At 67.0% G+C, this 17987-nt stretch carries 13 protein-coding genes and 1 tRNA gene; 13 read left to right on the top strand and 1 reads right to left on the bottom strand.

The window, feature by feature from the left end; translation table 11 throughout:
- Positions 1-93 precede the first annotated feature (93 nt).
- The gene (locus ABZX65_RS18050) at positions 94-1332 is read right to left on the bottom strand and encodes a pyridoxal phosphate-dependent aminotransferase (RefSeq protein ID WP_355340268.1); all 1239 of its coding nucleotides are present in this window, start codon (positions 1330-1332) and stop codon (positions 94-96) included.
- A gap of 333 nt (positions 1333-1665) precedes the next feature.
- On the opposite strand from ABZX65_RS18050, the gene ABZX65_RS18045 reads away from it, so the two are divergent.
- From ABZX65_RS18045 to fusA, 13 genes are all read left to right on the top strand, one after another.
- Positions 1666-1738: transfer RNA gene (locus ABZX65_RS18045), tRNA-Trp, on the top strand.
- A 106-nt stretch (positions 1739-1844) separates the two neighbouring features.
- Positions 1845-2123, top strand: coding sequence for a preprotein translocase subunit SecE (secE, locus tag ABZX65_RS18040; protein WP_355340710.1), 279 nt, complete (start codon positions 1845-1847; stop codon positions 2121-2123).
- 74 nt (positions 2124-2197) lie between these two features.
- Entirely contained in the window at positions 2198-3121 is a 924-nt protein-coding gene (gene nusG / locus ABZX65_RS18035; RefSeq protein ID WP_355340265.1) for a transcription termination/antitermination protein NusG, read from the top strand.
- Between the two features lie 160 nt (positions 3122-3281).
- A complete protein-coding gene (gene rplK / locus ABZX65_RS18030) occupies positions 3282-3716 on the top strand; it encodes a 50S ribosomal protein L11 (RefSeq protein WP_355340262.1) in 435 nt (144 codons plus the stop codon).
- A 100-nt stretch (positions 3717-3816) separates the two neighbouring features.
- On the top strand, positions 3817-4542 hold the full coding sequence (gene rplA, locus ABZX65_RS18025; protein ID WP_355340259.1) for a 50S ribosomal protein L1: 726 nt from the start codon (positions 3817-3819) through the stop codon (positions 4540-4542).
- 353 nt (positions 4543-4895) lie between these two features.
- The gene (gene rplJ, locus ABZX65_RS18020; RefSeq protein ID WP_355340256.1) at positions 4896-5462 is read left to right on the top strand and encodes a 50S ribosomal protein L10; all 567 of its coding nucleotides are present in this window, start codon (positions 4896-4898) and stop codon (positions 5460-5462) included.
- 84 nt (positions 5463-5546) lie between these two features.
- Entirely contained in the window at positions 5547-5930 is a 384-nt protein-coding gene (rplL, locus tag ABZX65_RS18015; protein ID WP_355340253.1) for a 50S ribosomal protein L7/L12, read from the top strand.
- 584 nt (positions 5931-6514) lie between these two features.
- Positions 6515-10000, top strand: a complete 3486-nt coding sequence (rpoB, locus tag ABZX65_RS18010) for a DNA-directed RNA polymerase subunit beta (protein ID WP_355340250.1) — start codon at positions 6515-6517, stop codon at positions 9998-10000.
- 125 nt (positions 10001-10125) lie between these two features.
- A complete protein-coding gene (locus ABZX65_RS18005) occupies positions 10126-14025 on the top strand; it encodes a DNA-directed RNA polymerase subunit beta' (RefSeq protein ID WP_355340247.1) in 3900 nt (1299 codons plus the stop codon).
- Positions 14026-14070: 45 nt separating this feature from the next.
- Positions 14071-14562, top strand: a complete 492-nt coding sequence (locus tag ABZX65_RS18000; protein ID WP_355340244.1) for a DUF1707 and DUF4190 domain-containing protein — start codon at positions 14071-14073, stop codon at positions 14560-14562.
- A 250-nt stretch (positions 14563-14812) separates the two neighbouring features.
- Positions 14813-15184, top strand: a complete 372-nt coding sequence (rpsL, locus tag ABZX65_RS17995) for a 30S ribosomal protein S12 (RefSeq protein ID WP_014144289.1) — start codon at positions 14813-14815, stop codon at positions 15182-15184.
- A gap of 2 nt (positions 15185-15186) precedes the next feature.
- The gene (gene rpsG / locus ABZX65_RS17990; protein ID WP_093713199.1) at positions 15187-15657 is read left to right on the top strand and encodes a 30S ribosomal protein S7; all 471 of its coding nucleotides are present in this window, start codon (positions 15187-15189) and stop codon (positions 15655-15657) included.
- Positions 15658-15695: 38 nt separating this feature from the next.
- Positions 15696-17825 (top strand): elongation factor G, encoded by a 2130-nt coding sequence (gene fusA / locus ABZX65_RS17985; protein WP_355340239.1) that lies wholly within the window; start codon positions 15696-15698, stop codon positions 17823-17825.
- The last annotated feature ends 162 nt before the right edge of the window (positions 17826-17987 follow it).

Here is a 17987-nt window from a genome sequence, read left to right as displayed (position 1 = left end):
TCCTGCTATACGACAGCCCCCGTCCGGTACCACTTTCTCCGAACGGGGGCTTGCCCGAATGCAAAAACGGATCGCCGCAGCGTCCGAAGGGGCTCAGTCCTTCGCCTCGCCCAGCAGCTTCTGGAGCCGCGAGACGCCCTCTTCCAGGTCCTCGTCGCCGAGCGCGTACGAAAGCCGCAGGTAGCCGGGGGTGCCGAAGGCCTCACCAGGCACGACCGCGACCTCGGCCTCGTCCAGGATCAGCGCGGCCAGCTCGACGGAGTCGGCCGGGCGCTTGCCGCGGATCTCCTTGCCGAGCAGCGCCTTCACCGACGGGTAGACGTAGAACGCGCCCTCGGGCGTCGGGCAGACGACGCCGTCGATCTCGTTGAGCATCCGCACGATGGTGCGGCGGCGGCGGTCGAAGGCGGTCCGCATCTCGGCGACCGCGTCCAGGTTCCCCGAGACGGCGGCCAGCGCGGCGACCTGCGCGACGTTGGAGACGTTCGAGGTGGCGTGCGACTGGAGGTTCGTCGCGGCCTTGACCACGTCCTTCGGGCCGATGATCCACCCGACCCGCCAGCCGGTCATGGCGTACGTCTTCGCCACGCCGTTGACCACGATGCACTTGTCGCGCAGCTCGGGCACGGCCGTCGGCAGCGAGGTGAACGTCGCGTCGCCGTACACCAGGTGCTCGTAGATCTCGTCGGTCAGCACCCACAGGCCGTGCTCGACGGCCCAGCGGCCGATCGCCTCGGTGTCGGCGGCGCTGTACACGGCGCCGGTGGGGTTGGACGGCGAGACGAACAGCACGACCTTGGTGCGCTCGGTGCGGGCCGCTTCGAGCTGCTCGACCGAGACCCGGTAACCGGTGGTCTCGTCCGCGACGACCTCGACCGGCACGCCGCCCGCGAGCCGGATCGACTCGGGGTAGGTGGTCCAGTACGGGGCGGGCACGATGACCTCGTCGCCCGGGTCGAGGATCGCGGCGAACGCCTCGTAGATGGCCTGCTTGCCGCCGTTGGTGACCAGCACCTGCGACGGCTCGACCTCGTAGCCGGAGTCGCGGAGCGTCTTGGCGGCGATGGCCGTCTTCAGCTCGGGCAGACCGCCGGCCGGGGTGTAGCGGTGGTACTTCGGGTTGCGGCACGCCTCCACCGCGGCTTCGACGATGTAGCCGGGCGTCGGGAAATCGGGCTCTCCCGCGCCGAATCCGATGACCGGGCGCCCGGCGGCCTTGAGGGCCTTGGCCTTGGCGTCGACGGCCAGCGTCGCGGACTCGGAGATCGACCCGACGCGGGCCGACACCCGACGGTCGGTGGGAGACTGTACGGGGGGAGTAGCTGCGCTCATGACTGCATGGTCCCAGACGCGGGGGAGGCCCGGCACCCAGGTTTGCGGACCTGTCCGGACTGTGAACACACCCGGTGCGCGCCGGGGGTCCGCGGCCCCGTCGGCACCCGACCGGCACCTGACCAGCGCCTCGCCGGCACCCCGCCGGAACCTCCTCGGCACCCCACCGGCACCCCGTCGACACCGCGTCAAAACGTCAACGGAACGCGGCCGGAACCTGATCGGACGCAAGGCGTTCGACGGAGGGCCGCGAAACACGTACACTCATCCGTCGATGGCCTTCCCACCGGCACCGCGGTTCCGCAATGCTGCGGTACGTTGGGGGAGTCGCAAAGGGTCGTAGCTCAATTGGTAGAGCACTGGTCTCCAAAACCAGCGGTTGTGGGTTCGAGTCCCTCCGACCCTGCTCCACACGTCACCCGACGGACGTGGGCAGGTAAAGCACTCGCCGTACCGCGCGACGGGCGCGACACGGCCACGACCCGGAGTCAGGTGAGGACGTAGTGACTGAGATCACGGACTCCATCGAGGCCCCTGAGCCTGACACGTCCGAGGACGACGAGACTCGCAAGCCCCGCCGCGGCGGCAAGCGCGGCAAGAAGGGCCCCCTCGGTCGGCTGGCGCTCTTCTACCGCCAGATCGTCGCGGAACTCCGCAAGGTCGTCTGGCCGAGCCGCAACGACCTGATCACCTACACCACAGTGGTGATTGTCTTCGTTGTCGTCGTCATCGGTCTCGTCAGCGTGGTTGACTGGGGATTCTCGAAGCTCGTCTCGTACGTCTTCGGCTGATCCCGCGGTGGGCGCCGGTCCACGGGCGCCTGTCCGCATGTTCCACCCCTTGAAGTCAGGAAGAAGCAGTCACCGTGTCTGACCCGAACGTGTACGACGCCGACGAAACCGTTGAGGGCGACGACACCGCGCTCGACATCGTCGAGGCCGCCGACGGCGAGATCGACCAGGCCGAGGCTGCCGACCTGAACGCCGGCGAAGCCGCCGAGCAGGCCGCCGTCCACGAGGACGAGGACGAGGAAGCCGCCGAGGCCGCCACGGACGAGGCGGACGACGACGAGGCGGACGACGAGTCCGACGAGGACGTGGCGGTCGCCGACGAGGACGAAGCGGCTGAGGACGAAGCGGACGAGGACGACGGCGAGGCCGCCGTGTCCGAGCCGGTCGTGGACGCGGTCGCCGCCTTCCGCGAGGAGCTTCGCACCCTGCCCGGCGAGTGGTACGTGATCCACACCTACGCCGGTTACGAGAACCGCGTGAAGTCCAACCTGGAGCAGCGCGCCGTCTCGCTCAACGTCGAGGACTACATCTACCAGGCCGAAGTGCCCCAGGAAGAAGTCGTCCAGATCAAGAACGGCGACCGCAAGACCATTCGGCAGAACAAGCTCCCCGGCTACGTGCTGGTGCGCATGGACCTGACGAACGAGTCGTGGGGCGTCGTCCGCAACACCCCCGGTGTCACCGGCTTCGTCGGCAACGCGTACGACCCGTACCCGCTGACCCTCGACGAGATCGTGAAGATGCTCGCCCCCGAGGTGGAGGCCGCGGCCGAGGCCGCCGCCATCGCCGAGGGCACCGCCCAGCCGCGCAAGGTCGAGGTCCAGGTGCTGGACTTCGAGGTCGGCGACTCGGTCACCGTCACCGACGGCCCCTTCGCGACGCTCCAGGCGACGATCAACGAGATCAACGCCGACTCGAAGAAGGTCAAGGGCCTGGTCGAGATCTTCGGCCGCGAGACCCCGGTCGAGCTGAGCTTCGACCAGATCCAGAAGAACTGAGACTTTTCCAGCGGCCCCCGTTCGACGGATTTCCGTCGGCCGGGGGCCGCTGTGTCCCCCGGCCACCGGCCGGTTTCAGGATGCGGGCCAATACCCGCTAAAGTGGTGCGGTATGCCTGTACGCAGGCACGAACACTCTCAACAGGACCCGGAGAGAGCAATGCCTCCCAAGAAGAAGAAGATCACGGGGCTGATCAAGCTCCAGATCAACGCCGGCGCGGCCAACCCGGCGCCGCCGGTCGGCCCCGCGCTGGGCCAGCACGGCGTGAACATCATGGAGTTCTGCAAGGCCTACAACGCGGCGACCGAGTCGCAGCGCGGCATGGTGATCCCGGTGGAGATCACGGTCTACGACGACCGTTCCTTCACCTTCATCACCAAGACGCCGCCGGCGGCCAAGCTGATCCTCAAGGCCGCGGGTGTCGAGAAGGGCTCCGGCGAGCCGCACGTCAAGAAGGTCGCCAAGCTCACCCGCGACCAGGTTCGGGACATCGCCACGACGAAGCTCCCCGACCTGAACGCGAACGACCTGGACGCCGCCGAGAAGATCATCGCCGGCACCGCCCGCTCCATGGGCATCACGGTCGAGGGCTGACGCCCGAGCGACAGAGGCGAGGCTGACGCCCCGCCGGTTCATCTGTGGCAGGGCCTGCTCGGCCCGTACCACGACTCCCCTTCACCAACAGGAGCAGTAAGTGAGCAAGCGCAGCAAGTCCCTTCGCGCTGCCGACGGCAAGATCGACGCGGAGCGCCTGTACGCCCCGCTCGAGGCCGTCCGGATCGCCAAGGACACCGCGACCACCAAGTTCGACTCGACCGTCGAGGTCGCCTTCCGCCTGGGTGTCGACCCGCGCAAGGCCGACCAGATGGTCCGTGGCACCGTGAACCTTCCGCACGGCACCGGCAAGACCGCCCGGGTCCTGGTCTTCGCGACCGGTGACCGTGCTGCGGCCGCGGAAGCCGCGGGAGCCGACATCGTCGGCTCCGACGAACTGATCGACGAGGTGTCGAAGGGCCGTCTGGACTTCGACGCCGTCGTCGCCACCCCGGACCTCATGGGCAAGGTCGGCCGTCTGGGCCGCGTGCTCGGTCCCCGTGGCCTGATGCCGAACCCGAAGACCGGTACGGTCACCCCGGACGTGGCGAAGGCTGTCACGGACATCAAGGGCGGCAAGATCGAGTTCCGCGTCGACAAGCACTCGAACCTGCACTTCATCATCGGCAAGGTCTCCTTCGACGAGACCAAGCTGGTGGAGAACTACGCGGCGGCCCTGGACGAGATCCTGCGTCTCAAGCCGTCCGCCGCCAAGGGTCGTTACATCAAGAAGGCCGCCGTGAGCACCACCATGGGCCCCGGCATCCAGGTCGACCCCAACCGCACCCGCAACCTCCTCGTCGAGGAGGACCCGGCGTCCGTCTGATGACGACGCGGGGCCACGCGTAAGGCGTGCGGCACCATCCGAAGTCCGGCCTCCGTGCACACCGCACGGGGGCCGGATTTGGTGTTGTCAGGACCCGTCCCGTACGCTTCCCGAGAAGCCAAAGACCGCTGGTCGTTGCCGTGCCCCGAAAAGGGCGTGGCGGCCGAAGGATCCGCTAGCTGCGGATGGCCCGCGCAGGTGATCGTGGATGAACTCCGGAAGAGATTTCCGCCGAGCGGAAGTCGATTCCGTCGAGTCACGCCCCGTGCGCCTGCGCCGGGGCGTTCGTTTTTGCCAAGTCCCCTCCTTCAATTCCGTGCGGTCCGCAATCACCCGGAAGGAGGCCGAGACTCATGGCGAGGCCCGATAAGGCTGCCGCGGTTGCCGAGTTGACGGATCAGTTCCGCTCCTCGAACGCCGCTGTGCTGACCGAGTACCGCGGTCTCACCGTGGCGCAGCTCAAGACGCTGCGCCGTTCGCTCGGTGAGAACGTCACGTACGCCGTGGTGAAGAACACGCTGACCAAGATCGCGGCCAACGAGGCCGGGATCAGCACGCTCGACGACCTGTTCGCGGGTCCGTCGGCCGTCGCCTTCGTCGCCGGTGACCCGGTCGAGGCGGCGAAGGGTCTGCGCGACTTCGCCAAGGACAACCCCGCTCTCGTCATCAAGGGCGGTGTCCTTGACGGCAAGGCGCTGTCCGCCGACGAGATCAAGAAGCTCGCGGACCTCGAGTCCCGCGAGGTTCTGCTCGCCAAGCTGGCGGGCGCCATGAAGGCCAAGCAGTCGCAGACTGCCGCGCTCTTCCAGGCGCTGCCCTCGAAGTTCGTCCGCACCGCGGAGGCGCTTCGTGCCAAGCAGGCCGAGCAGGCAGAGCAGGGCGGTGCCGGTACGCCGGCTCCCGCCGAGGCTGCGGAGTAACCACTCCCGCAGTCCAGCGGGCTCCGAGTACGCCCGCCGACATCGACAACCGGCACCAGCCGAATTAGTGGAAGGACCGCCATCATGGCGAAGCTCAGCCAGGCCGAGCTGCTCGAGCAGTTCGAGACCCTCACCCTCATCGAGCTCTCCGAGTTCGTGAAGGCCTTCGAGGAGAAGTTCGACGTCACCGCCGCCGCCCCCGTCGCCGCCGCCGGTGTCGCCGGTCCGGCCGCCGTCGCGGACGCCGCCCCGGAGCAGGACGAGTTCGACGTCGTCCTCACCGCCGCCGGTGACAAGAAGATCCAGGTCATCAAGGTCGTGCGTGAGCTGACCTCGCTCGGCCTGAAGGAGGCCAAGGACCTCGTGGACGGCGCCCCGAAGCCCGTCCTGGAGAAGGTCGACAAGGCTGCCGCCGACAAGGCCGCCGAGTCCCTCAAGGCCGCCGGCGCCTCGGTCGAGGTCAAGTAACACCGAGCGGCACCCAGCAGTCCCCGTACGGCCCGCACAGGGCCGGACAGCCGTAGGGCGGTCACCCATCCGGGTGGCCGCCCTACGGCGTTCCCGCGTCCTTGTGGCGGGGCGGTGCCACCGTCCGGATAAGGTGATCGTTCCCGCACGGGACCTGCTCCGGGAGCCATCCGGCAGGGGGGCCGGGCGCGGGGCTGTGAGCATCTCTGCCAGGCCAGGGCCTTGACGAACCGCACGCGGCGCGCAATTCTCAGGACGCGTCGACACTTCGATCCGGGTTGGATGCATGGATCGGGGGAGATGCGGGAATGCATGGCGCAGGCGCGGATCCGGTTCCGAGGCGGGATCCGCAGGACGGACGAGGGGGCGATGATTCGGTACTCCGAATCTCTGCTCTGGACATCAGTGTGCCGAGTGGCTACACTGACCCTTTGCGCTGCCTGTTAGCTGCTGCCTGGCCCGTCACCAGGAGCATGCCCACGTCTGAGCACTGCTGAAGAAGTCCGCCATCAGGGCTTTCTTCTTACGCTCAGGGGCGGACCGGTATGCGCGTAGTGAGTCCGAGCCCTCGGAAGGACCCCCTCTTGGCCGCCTCGCGCAACGCCTCGACCACCAATTCGAACAACGGCGCAAGCACCGCCCCGCTGCGCATCTCTTTCGCGAAGATCCGTGAACCGCTCGAAGTTCCGAACCTCCTCGCGCTCCAGACCGAGAGCTTTGACTGGCTGCTCGGCAACGCCGCGTGGAAGGCCCGTGTCGAGGCGGCCCTGGACAGTGGGCAGGACGTCCCCAGGAAGTCGGGTCTGGAGGAGATCTTCGAGGAGATCTCGCCGATCGAGGACTTCTCCGGGTCGATGTCGCTCACTTTCCGTGACCACCGATTCGAGCCTCCGAAGAACTCGCTGGACGAGTGCAAGGAGCGCGACTTCACGTACGGCGCCCCGCTCTTCGTCACCGCCGAGTTCACCAACAACGAGACCGGCGAGATCAAGTCCCAGACGGTCTTCATGGGTGACTTCCCGCTGATGACCAACAAGGGCACCTTCTGCATCAACGGCACCGAGCGTGTCGTCGTCTCGCAGCTCGTGCGCTCGCCGGGTGTCTACTTCGACAGCCAGATCGACAAGACGTCCGACAAGGACATCTTCTCCGCCAAGATCATCCCGTCCCGGGGTGCCTGGCTGGAGATGGAGATCGACAAGCGCGACATGGTCGGTGTCCGCATCGATCGCAAGCGCAAGCAGTCGGTCACCGTCCTGCTCAAGGCGCTCGGCTGGAGCACCGAGCAGATCCTGGACGAGTTCGGCGACTACGAGTCGATGCGCGCCACCCTGGAGAAGGACCACACCCAGGGCCAGGACGACGCGCTGCTCGACATCTACCGCAAGCTGCGTCCGGGCGAGCCGCCGACCAAGGAGGCCGCGCAGACCCTGCTGGAGAACCTCTACTTCAACCCCAAGCGCTACGACCTCGCGAAGGTCGGCCGCTACAAGGTGAACAAGAAGCTCGGCAGCGACGCGCCCCTGGACGCCGGTGTGCTCACCACCGACGACATCATCGCCACCATCAAGTACCTGGTGAAGCTGCACGCCGGTGAGACCGAGACCACCGGGGAGAACGGCTCCTCGATGGTCGTCGAGGTCGACGACATCGACCACTTCGGCAACCGCCGCCTGCGCAACGTGGGCGAGCTGATCCAGAACCAGGTCCGTACCGGCCTGGCCCGTATGGAGCGCGTGGTCCGCGAGCGGATGACGACCCAGGACGTCGAGGCGATCACGCCGCAGACCCTGATCAACATCCGGCCGGTCGTCGCCTCCATCAAGGAGTTCTTCGGCACCAGCCAGCTCTCCCAGTTCATGGACCAGACGAACCCGCTGTCCGGCCTGACCCACAAGCGCCGCCTGTCGGCGCTGGGCCCCGGCGGTCTGTCCCGTGAGCGGGCCGGCTTCGAGGTCCGCGACGTGCACCCGTCGCACTACGGCCGCATGTGCCCGATCGAGACCCCCGAAGGCCCGAACATCGGCCTGATCGGCTCGCTCGCCTCCTACGGCCGGGTCAACGCGTTCGGCTTCGTCGAGACCCCGTACCGCAAGGTCGTCGAGGGCGTCGTCACCGACGACGTCGACTACCTGACCGCGGACGAGGAAGACCGCTTCGTCATCGCGCAGGCCAACGCGCCGCTCACCGAGGACCTGCGGTTCGCCGAGTCCCGCGTGCTGGTCCGCCGCCGCGGCGGCGAGATCGACTACATCCCCGGCGACGACGTCGACTACATGGACGTCTCGCCGCGCCAGATGGTGTCGGTCGCGACCGCGATGATCCCGTTCCTGGAGCACGACGACGCCAACCGCGCGCTCATGGGATCGAACATGATGCGCCAGGCCGTGCCGCTGATCAAGGCGGAGGCGCCGCTGGTCGGCACCGGCATGGAGTACCGCTGCGCGGTCGACGCCGGTGACGTCATCAAGGCGGACAAGGACGGTGTGGTCCAGGAGGTCTCCGCCGACTACGTCACCATCACCAACGACGACGGCACGTACACCACGTACCGCGTCGCGAAGTTCTCCCGCTCCAACCAGGGCACGTCCTTCAACCAGAAGGTCGTCGTCAACGAGGGCGACCGGGTTGTCGTCGGCCAGGTGCTCGCCGACGGTCCCTCGACCGACGAGGGCGAGATGGCCCTCGGCAAGAACCTCCTGGTGGCGTTCATGCCCTGGGAGGGCCACAACTACGAAGACGCGATCATCCTCAGCCAGCGGCTGGTCCAGGACGACGTCCTCTCCTCGATCCACATTGAGGAGCACGAGGTCGACGCCCGTGACACCAAGCTCGGCCCGGAGGAGATCACCCGGGACATCCCCAACGTCTCCGAGGAGGTCCTCGCGGACCTCGACGAGCGCGGGATCATCCGGATCGGCGCCGACGTCGTCGCCGGCGACATCCTGGTCGGCAAGGTCACGCCCAAGGGCGAGACCGAGCTGACCCCGGAGGAGCGCCTGCTGCGCGCGATCTTCGGCGAGAAGGCCCGTGAGGTCCGTGACACCTCGCTGAAGGTGCCGCACGGCGAGACCGGCAAGGTCATCGGCGTCCGGGTCTTCGACCGCGAGGAGGGCGACGAACTGCCGCCCGGTGTCAACCAGCTCGTGCGCGTGTACGTGGCGCAGAAGCGGAAGATCACCGACGGCGACAAGCTCGCCGGCCGTCACGGCAACAAGGGCGTCATCTCGAAGATCCTGCCGGTCGAGGACATGCCGTTCACCGAGGACGGCACCCCGGTCGACATCATCCTCAACCCGCTCGGCGTCCCGTCCCGCATGAACCCGGGACAGGTGCTGGAGATCCACCTCGGCTGGCTCGCCAAGCAGGGCTGGGACGTCTCCGGTATCGGCGAGGAGTGGGCGCGTCGCCTCCAGGCGATCGACGCGGACGTCGTCGCCGCCGGCACCAACGTCGCGACCCCGGTCTTCGACGGCGCCCGCGAGGACGAGATCCGCGGTCTGTTCGAGTCCACCATCCCGAACCGCGACGGCGACCGCATGGTCCTGCCGTCCGGCAAGGCGCGGATGTTCGACGGCCGCTCCGGCGAGCCGTTCCCTGAGCCGATCTCGATCGGCTACATGTACATCCTCAAGCTGCACCACCTGGTGGACGACAAGCTGCACGCCCGCTCCACCGGTCCGTACTCGATGATCACCCAGCAGCCGCTGGGTGGTAAGGCGCAGTTCGGTGGCCAGCGATTCGGTGAGATGGAGGTGTGGGCGCTGGAGGCGTACGGCGCCGCTTACGCCCTCCAGGAGCTGCTGACCATCAAGTCCGACGACGTGCTCGGCCGCGTGAAGGTCTACGAGGCCATCGTCAAGGGCGAGAACATCCCCGAGCCGGGCATCCCCGAGTCCTTCAAGGTGCTCATCAAGGAAATGCAGTCGCTCTGCCTCAACGTGGAGGTGCTGTCCTCGGACGGCATGTCCATCGAGATGCGTGACACCGACGAGGACGTCTTCCGCGCCGCGGAAGAACTCGGTATCGACCTGTCCCGGCGGGAGCCGAGCAGCGTCGAAGAGGTCTGACGGGCCGGTCGCCCGGTCCCTCCAGGACCGGGCGGCCTCTCCCAGGACCGTTCAGACCATGTTTGACAATCGACCCCGACCGCGTTTTTTGGTCGGGTGGAACCCGAAGGCGGGATTGACGACAAGTGCTCGACGTCAACTTCTTCGACGAGCTGCGGATCGGCCTTGCCACCGCGGACGACATTCGTACCTGGTCGCACGGCGAAGTGAAGAAGCCGGAGACCATCAACTACCGCACGCTCAAGCCGGAAAAGGACGGGCTCTTCTGCGAGAAGATCTTCGGCCCGACCCGGGACTGGGAGTGCTACTGCGGGAAGTACAAGCGGGTCCGCTTCAAGGGCATCATCTGTGAGCGCTGCGGCGTCGAGGTCACTCGCGCCAAGGTGCGTCGTGAGCGGATGGGCCACATCGAGCTGGCCGCGCCCGTCACGCACATCTGGTACTTCAAGGGCGTTCCGTCACGCCTCGGCTACCTGCTCGACCTCGCCCCGAAGGACCTGGAGAAGGTCATTTACTTCGCGGCGTACATGATCACGTGGGTGGACGACGAGCGCCGCACGCGCGACCTGCCGTCGCTGGAGGCCCAGGTCTCCGTCGAGCGCCAGCAGGTCGAGCAGCGCCGTGACTCCGACGTCGAGGGCCGGCAGAAGAAGCTGGAAGCCGACCTGGCCGAGCTGGAGAACGAAGGCGCCAAGGCCGACGTCCGCCGCAAGGTCCGCGAAGGCGCCGAGCGCGAGATGAAGCAGCTCCGCGACCGTGCGCAGCGCGAGATCGACCGGCTCGACGAGGTGTGGGCCCGCTTCAAGAACCTCAAGGTCCAGGACCTGGAGGGCGACGAGCTGCTCTACCGCGAGCTGCGCGACCGCTTCGGTACGTACTTCCAGGGTTCGATGGGTGCCGCGGCGCTGCAAAAGCGCCTGGAGTCCTTCGACCTGGAGGAGGAGGCCGAGCGCCTCCGCGAGATCATCCGTACCGGCAAGGGCCAGAAGAAGACCCGGGCGCTCAAGCGCCTCAAGGTCGTCTCCGCCTTCCTCCAGACCACCAACAAGCCCAACGGCATGGTGCTGGACTGCGTCCCGGTGATCCCGCCGGACCTGCGTCCGATGGTGCAGCTCGACGGTGGCCGCTTCGCGACCTCCGACCTCAACGACCTGTACCGCCGTGTCATCAACCGCAACAACCGCCTGAAGCGGCTTCTCGACCTCGGCGCCCCCGAGATCATCGTGAACAACGAGAAGCGCATGCTCCAGGAGGCCGTCGACGCGCTCTTCGACAACGGCCGTCGCGGCCGCCCGGTCACGGGCCCCGGCAACCGTCCGCTGAAGTCGCTGTCCGACATGCTCAAGGGCAAGCAGGGCCGCTTCCGGCAGAACCTGCTCGGCAAGCGCGTCGACTACTCCGCCCGTTCGGTGATCGTCGTCGGCCCGCAGCTCAAGCTGCACCAGTGCGGCCTGCCCAAGGCCATGGCGCTGGAGCTCTTCAAGCCGTTCGTGATGAAGCGCCTGGTGGACCTGAACCACGCGCAGAACATCAAGTCGGCCAAGCGCATGGTCGAGCGCGGCCGTACGGTCGTGTACGACGTGCTCGAAGAGGTCATCGCCGAGCACCCGGTGCTGCTCAACCGCGCACCGACCCTGCACCGTCTGGGCATCCAGGCCTTCGAGCCGCAGCTCGTCGAGGGCAAGGCCATCCAGATCCACCCGCTGGTCTGCACCGCGTTCAACGCGGACTTCGACGGCGACCAGATGGCCGTGCACCTCCCGCTGTCCGCGGAGGCGCAGGCCGAGGCCCGCATCCTGATGCTGTCCTCGAACAACATCCTCAAGCCGGCCGACGGCCGTCCGGTCACCATGCCGACCCAGGACATGGTGCTCGGTCTGTTCTTCCTGACCACGGACTCCGAGGAGCGCGAGGTCATCGGGGAGAACCGGGCGTTCGGTTCGACCGCCGAGGCGATCATGGCGTTCGACGGCCGTGAGCTGTCGATGCAGGCGCCGGTCGACATCCGCTTCCCGGTGGGCACCGTCCCGCCGCGCGGCTGGGTGCCGCCGGAGCCCACCGAGGGCGAGGAGCCGTACCAGCTCGGCGACACGTTCCGGCTGCGGACGACCCTGGGCCGCGCGCTCTTCAACGAGCTGCTGCCCGAGGACTACCCGTTCGTGGACTACGCGGTCGGCAAGAAGCAGCTCTCCGAGATCGTCAACGACCTCGCCGAGCGCTACCCCAAGGTCATCGTGGCGGCGACGCTCGACAACCTGAAGGCGGCGGGCTTCCACTGGGCGACCCGTTCCGGTGTCACCGTGTCCGTCACGGACATCGTGGTGCCCGAGGCCAAGAAGGCGATCATCGCCTCCTACGAGGCCCAGGACGAGAAGGTCCAGAAGCAGTACGAGCGCGGTCTGATCACCAAGGACGAGCGCACTCAGGAGCTCATCGCGATCTGGACCAAGGCGACCAACGAGGTCGCCGTGGCGATGAACGCGAACTTCCCGAAGACCAACCCCATCTTCATGATGGTGGACTCCGGGGCCCGCGGAAACATGATGCAGATGCGTCAGATCGCGGGTATGCGTGGCCTGGTGTCGAACGCCAAGAACGAGACGATCGCCCGTCCGATCAAGGCGTCCTTCCGTGAGGGCCTGTCCGTGCTGGAGTACTTCATCTCCACCCACGGTGCCCGTAAGGGTCTGGCCGACACCGCGCTGCGTACCGCCGACTCGGGTTACCTGACCCGTCGTCTGGTGGACGTCTCGCAGGACGTGATCATCCGCGAGGAGGACTGCGGCACCGAGCGCGGTCTGAAGCTGCGGATCGCCGAGCGCGGCGCGGACGGTTCGCTGCGCAAGACGGACGACGTCGAGACCAGCGTGTACGCCCGCATGCTCGCCGAGGACGTCGTGGTGGACGGCAAGGTCATCGCGCCCGCCAACGTCGACCTCGGTGACGTGCTGATCGACCAGCTCGTGCGGCACGGTGTCGAGGAGGTCAAGACCCGCTCGATCCTCACCTGCGAGTCGACCGTCGGCACCTGCGCGTACTGCTACGGCCGTTCGCTGGCCACCGGCAAGCTCGTCGACATCGGCGAGGCCGTCGGTATCATCGCGGCCCAGTCGATCGGTGAGCCCGGCACCCAGCTCACGATGCGTACCTTCCACACCGGTGGTGTGGCCGGTGACGACATCACGCAGGGTCTGCCGCGTGTCGTCGAGCTGTTCGAGGCCCGTGTCCCGAAGGGTGTCGCCCCGATCTCCGAGGCGTCCGGCCGGGTGCGGATCGAGGAGACCGAGAAGACGAAGAAGCTCGTCGTCACCCCGGACGACGGTGCCGAGGAGATCGCCTACCCGATCTCCAAGCGCGCCAAGCTCCTGGTGGGCGAGGGCGACCACGTCGAGGTCGGCCAGAAGCTGACCTTCGGTGCCACCAACCCGCACGACGTGCTGCGCATTCTGGGCCAGCGCCAGGTGCAGATCCACCTGGTGCAGGAAGTCCAGAAGGTCTACAACTCGCAGGGCGTGTCGATCCACGACAAGCACATCGAGATCATCATCCGGCAGATGCTGCGCCGGGTGACGATCATCGAGTCCGGCGACGCGGAGCTGCTGCCCGGCGAGCTGGTCGAGCGCGGCCGGTTCGAGACCGAGAACCGGCGTGTGGTCTCCGAGGGCGGTCACCCGGCCTCGGGTCGTCCGCAGCTCATGGGTATCACCAAGGCCTCGCTGGCCACGGAGTCCTGGCTGTCGGCCGCCTCCTTCCAGGAGACGACCCGGGTGCTGACCGACGCGGCGATCCACGCCAAGTCGGACTCGCTGCTGGGCCTGAAGGAGAACGTCATCATCGGCAAGCTGATCCCGGCCGGTACGGGCCTCGCCCGCTACCGCAACATCCGGGTGGAGCCGACCGAGGAGGCCAAGGCCGCGATGTACTCGGCCGTCGGCTACGACGACATCGACTACAGCCCGTTCGGCACCGGCTCCGGCCAGGCCGTTCCGCTGGAGGACTACGACTACGGCCCGTACAACGGCTGAGTTTCGTCCCGTTGCTGTCACACAGGGCGGCCATCCCTCTCGGGGATGGCCGCTCTGCGGCATTATGGATACATGCTTGCCGGGGATGCGGACAGAGAGCGCGCGGTGAACGTGCTGAACGAGGCGTTCACCGAGGGGCGGTTGAAGCAGGAAGAGTACGAGGACCGGTTGGGGCGTGCCTACGCGGCGCGTACGTACGGGGACTTGGACCGGCTGACAGCGGACATTCCGCGGCCGTCCTCGCCGTATCCGGTGCCTCCGACGTTCGGGGCGCCGCAGCCGTTCCGGTACGCGCCGCCGGTGGCGCCCGTGCCGAAGACGAACGGGGCGGCGATCGGGGCACTGGTGTGCTCATTGGTCGGGTCGCCGATCTTCGGGATGGCGTCGATCGGCGCGGTCGTGCTCGGGCACACCGCGAAGCGGCAGATCCGCGAGCGCGGTGAGCAGGGTGACGGGATGGCGACCGCCGGGTTGGTGATCGGTTATCTCGGGCTGGCTTTCTGGGCGCTGATCTGGGTGGTGGCAATCTTCGAGTAGTCACCGGCCTGCGCGTTTGCATTTGTTTTGACCGCAGCCGATGCGGTAGGTACGCTCTGACCTTGTGCCTGGGGTGTGCCCGGGTCCTCGCGCGTGCCATGCGACCGCGAGAGGGCACCGAGGCCGCGTCACCCGACATACGCACTTCTCCGTTGGTTCGGATTCGTGCGGGGTCCGCGACACACCCGACCGCGTGGGTCGGTCCCCAGGTTAGATTTATCGAGATCGGCACACAGAAACCGGAGAAACGGTGCCTACGATCCAGCAGTTGGTCCGAAAGGGCCGGCAGGACAAGGTCGAGAAGAACAAGACGCCCGCGCTGAAGGGTTCCCCGCAGCGTCGTGGCGTTTGCACGCGTGTGTACACGACCACCCCGAAGAAGCCGAACTCGGCGCTGCGCAAGGTCGCGCGCGTACGGCTGACCAGCGGTATCGAGGTCACGGCTTACATCCCGGGTGAGGGCCACAACCTCCAGGAGCACTCGATCGTGCTCGTGCGCGGCGGTCGTGTGAAGGACCTTCCGGGTGTTCGTTACAAGATCATCCGCGGTTCCCTCGACACGCAGGGCGTCAAGAACCGTAAGCAGGCTCGTAGCCGCTACGGCGCCAAGAAGGAGAAGTAAGCATGCCTCGTAAGGGCCCCGCCCCGAAGCGCCCGGTCATCATCGACCCGGTTTACGGCTCCCCGCTGGTGACGTCGCTCGTCAACAAGATCCTCCTGCACGGCAAGCGCTCCACCGCTGAGCGCATCGTGTACGGCGCCCTTGAGGGCCTTCGTGAGAAGTCGGGCAACGACCCGGTCATCACGCTGAAGCGCGCGCTGGAGAACATCAAGCCGACCCTTGAGGTCAAGTCCCGCCGCGTCGGCGGTGCGACCTACCAGGTGCCGGTCGAGGTCCGTCCGGGCCGTCAGAACACGCTGGCGCTCCGCTGGCTCGTCGGTTACTCCCGCGCCCGTCGCGAGAAGACGATGACCGAGCGTCTGATGAACGAGATCCTCGACGCCAGCAATGGCCTGGGTGCTTCCGTGAAGCGCCGCGAGGACACGCACAAGATGGCCGAGTCCAACAAGGCCTTCGCGCACTACCGCTGGTAGTCACCACCCACATCGAAACCGAGAGAAGACTGAGCCACATGGCCACCACTTCGCTTGACCTGGCCAGGGTCCGCAACATCGGGATCATGGCCCACATCGACGCGGGCAAGACGACGACCACCGAGCGGATCCTGTTCTACACCGGTGTTTCCTACAAGATCGGTGAAGTCCACGACGGCGCAGCCACCATGGACTGGATGGAGCAGGAGCAGGAGCGCGGCATCACGATCACGTCGGCCGCGACGACCTGTCACTGGCCGCTCGATGATGTCGACCACACCATCAACATCATCGACACCCCCGGTCACGTCGACTTCACCGTCGAGGTGGAGCGTTCGCTCCGCGTCCTCGACGGCGCCGTCACGGTGTTCGACGGTGTCGCCGGTGTGGAGCCGCAGTCCGAGACGGTGTGGCGTCAGGCCGACCGTTACGGCGTGCCCCGCATCTGCTTCGTCAACAAGCTCGACCGCACCGGCGCGGAGTTCCACCGCTGCGTCGACATGATCGTGGACCGCCTCGGCGCGGTGCCGCTGGTCATGCAGCTCCCGATCGGCGCGGAAGCCGACTTCAAGGGCGTGGTCGACCTCGTCCAGATGAAGGCGCTGGTCTGGTCCGCGGAAGCGACCAAGGGCGAGATGTACGACACCGTCGACATCCCGGACACCCACGTCGAAGCGGCCGACGAGTGGCGCGGCAAGTTGCTCGAGGCCGTCGCCGAGCACGACGACGCCATGATGGAGCTGTACCTGGAGGGCCAGGAGCCCGACCAGGACCAGTTGATCGCGGCCATCCGCCGGATCACCCTGGCCTCCAAGGGGACCAAGGACTCCGTCACCGTCACCCCCGTGTTCTGCGGCACCGCGTTCAAGAACAAGGGCGTTCAGCCCCTGCTCGACGCGGTCGTGCGCTACCTCCCGTCGCCGCTGGACGTCGAGGCCATCGAGGGCCACGCCGTCGGCAACGCCGACGAGATCATCAAGCGCCGGCCGTCGGACGAGGAGCCGTTCTCCGGCCTCGCGTTCAAGATCATGAGCGACCCGCACCTGGGCAAGCTCACCTTCGTCCGGGTCTACTCGGGCCGCCTGAACGCGGGTTCGGCTGTGCTGAACTCCGTCAAGGGCAAGAAGGAGCGCATCGGCAAGATCTACCGCATGCACGCGAACAAGCGTGAGGAGATCGAGTCGGTGGGCGCGGGCGACATCATCGCCGTCATGGGCCTGAAGCAGACCACCACCGGTGAGACGCTGTGCGACGACAAGAGCCCGGTGATCCTGGAGTCCATGGACTTCCCGGCGCCGGTGATCCAGGTCGCGATCGAGCCCAAGTCCAAGGGTGACCAGGAGAAGCTGGGTGTCGCCATCCAGCGGCTCTCGGAGGAGGACCCCTCCTTCCAGGTCCACTCGGACGAGGAGACCGGCCAGACCATCATCGGCGGTATGGGCGAACTGCACCTCGAGGTGCTGGTCGACCGTATGCGGCGCGAGTTCAAGGTCGAGGCCAACGTCGGCAAGCCGCAGGTCGCGTACCGCGAGACCATCCGCAAGACGGTCGAGCGCATTGACTACACCCACAAGAAGCAGACCGGTGGTACCGGTCAGTTCGCGAAGGTGCAGATCATGCTGGAGCCGCTGGAAGGCGGCGACGCGACCTACGAGTTCGTCAACAAGGTCACCGGTGGCCGCATCCCCCGCGAGTACATCCCGTCGGTGGACGCCGGTGCGCAGGAGGCCATGAAGTTCGGCATCCTGGCCGGCTACGAGATGGTGGGCGTCCGCGTCACCCTGATCGACGGCGGCTACCACGAGGTCGACTCCTCCGAACTGGCATTCAAGATCGCCGGTTCGCAGGCGTTCAAGGAGGGTGCCCGCAAGGCGAGCCCCGTGCTCCTCGAACCGATGATGGCCGTCGAGGTCACCACGCCCGAGGACTACATGGGCGATGTCATCGGCGACCTCAACTCCCGCCGTGGCCAGATCCAGGCCATGGAGGAGCGCAGCGGCGCCCGTGTCGTCAAGGGCCTGGTTCCGCTGTCGGAGATGTTCGGCTACGTCGGTGACCTGCGGTCCAAGACCTCGGGCCGGGCCAGCTACTCCATGCAGTTCGACTCCTACGCCGAGGTTCCGCGGAACGTCGCCGAGGAGATCATCGCGAAGGCCAAGGGCGAGTAACGCCTGAAATCCTCAGCGCGTTTCACCCTTTAGGCTTGACAGCAGGCTTCGGGGCAATCCGCCGCAAACCGGAAGGTGTGTACCGGACGGTGCGCGGCGGGTGCCCCGGCAGTCCGCATTCCAGCAAAGATCACCTGGCGCCGATGAAGCAAGGCGTACAGA

It is taken from the genome of Streptomyces sp. NPDC003300 (assembly GCF_040610915.1).
Taxonomy (GTDB): Bacteria; Actinomycetota; Actinomycetes; order Streptomycetales; family Streptomycetaceae; genus Actinacidiphila.
The sequence above is the reverse complement of the archived record's forward strand: the minus strand, read 5'-3'. Positions and strand labels throughout refer to the sequence as shown.

Bases quoted from the DNA above. Each gene is read 5' to 3' on its own strand.
- rplL (WP_355340253.1), top strand. From the start codon at position 5,547: ATGGCGAAGCTCAGCCAGGCCGAGCTGCTCGAGCAGTTCGAGACCCTC.
- rplK (WP_355340262.1), top strand. From the start codon at position 3,282: ATGCCTCCCAAGAAGAAGAAGATCACGGGGCTGATCAAGCTCCAGATC.
- rplJ (WP_355340256.1), top strand. From the start codon at position 4,896: ATGGCGAGGCCCGATAAGGCTGCCGCGGTTGCCGAGTTGACGGATCAG.
- rpsG (WP_093713199.1), top strand. From the start codon at position 15,187: ATGCCTCGTAAGGGCCCCGCCCCGAAGCGCCCGGTCATCATCGACCCG.
- fusA (WP_355340239.1), top strand. From the start codon at position 15,696: ATGGCCACCACTTCGCTTGACCTGGCCAGGGTCCGCAACATCGGGATC.
- ABZX65_RS18000 (WP_355340244.1), top strand. From the start codon at position 14,071: ATGGCCGCTCTGCGGCATTATGGATACATGCTTGCCGGGGATGCGGAC.
- ABZX65_RS18050 (WP_355340268.1), bottom strand. From the start codon at position 1,332: ATGAGCGCAGCTACTCCCCCCGTACAGTCTCCCACCGACCGTCGGGTG.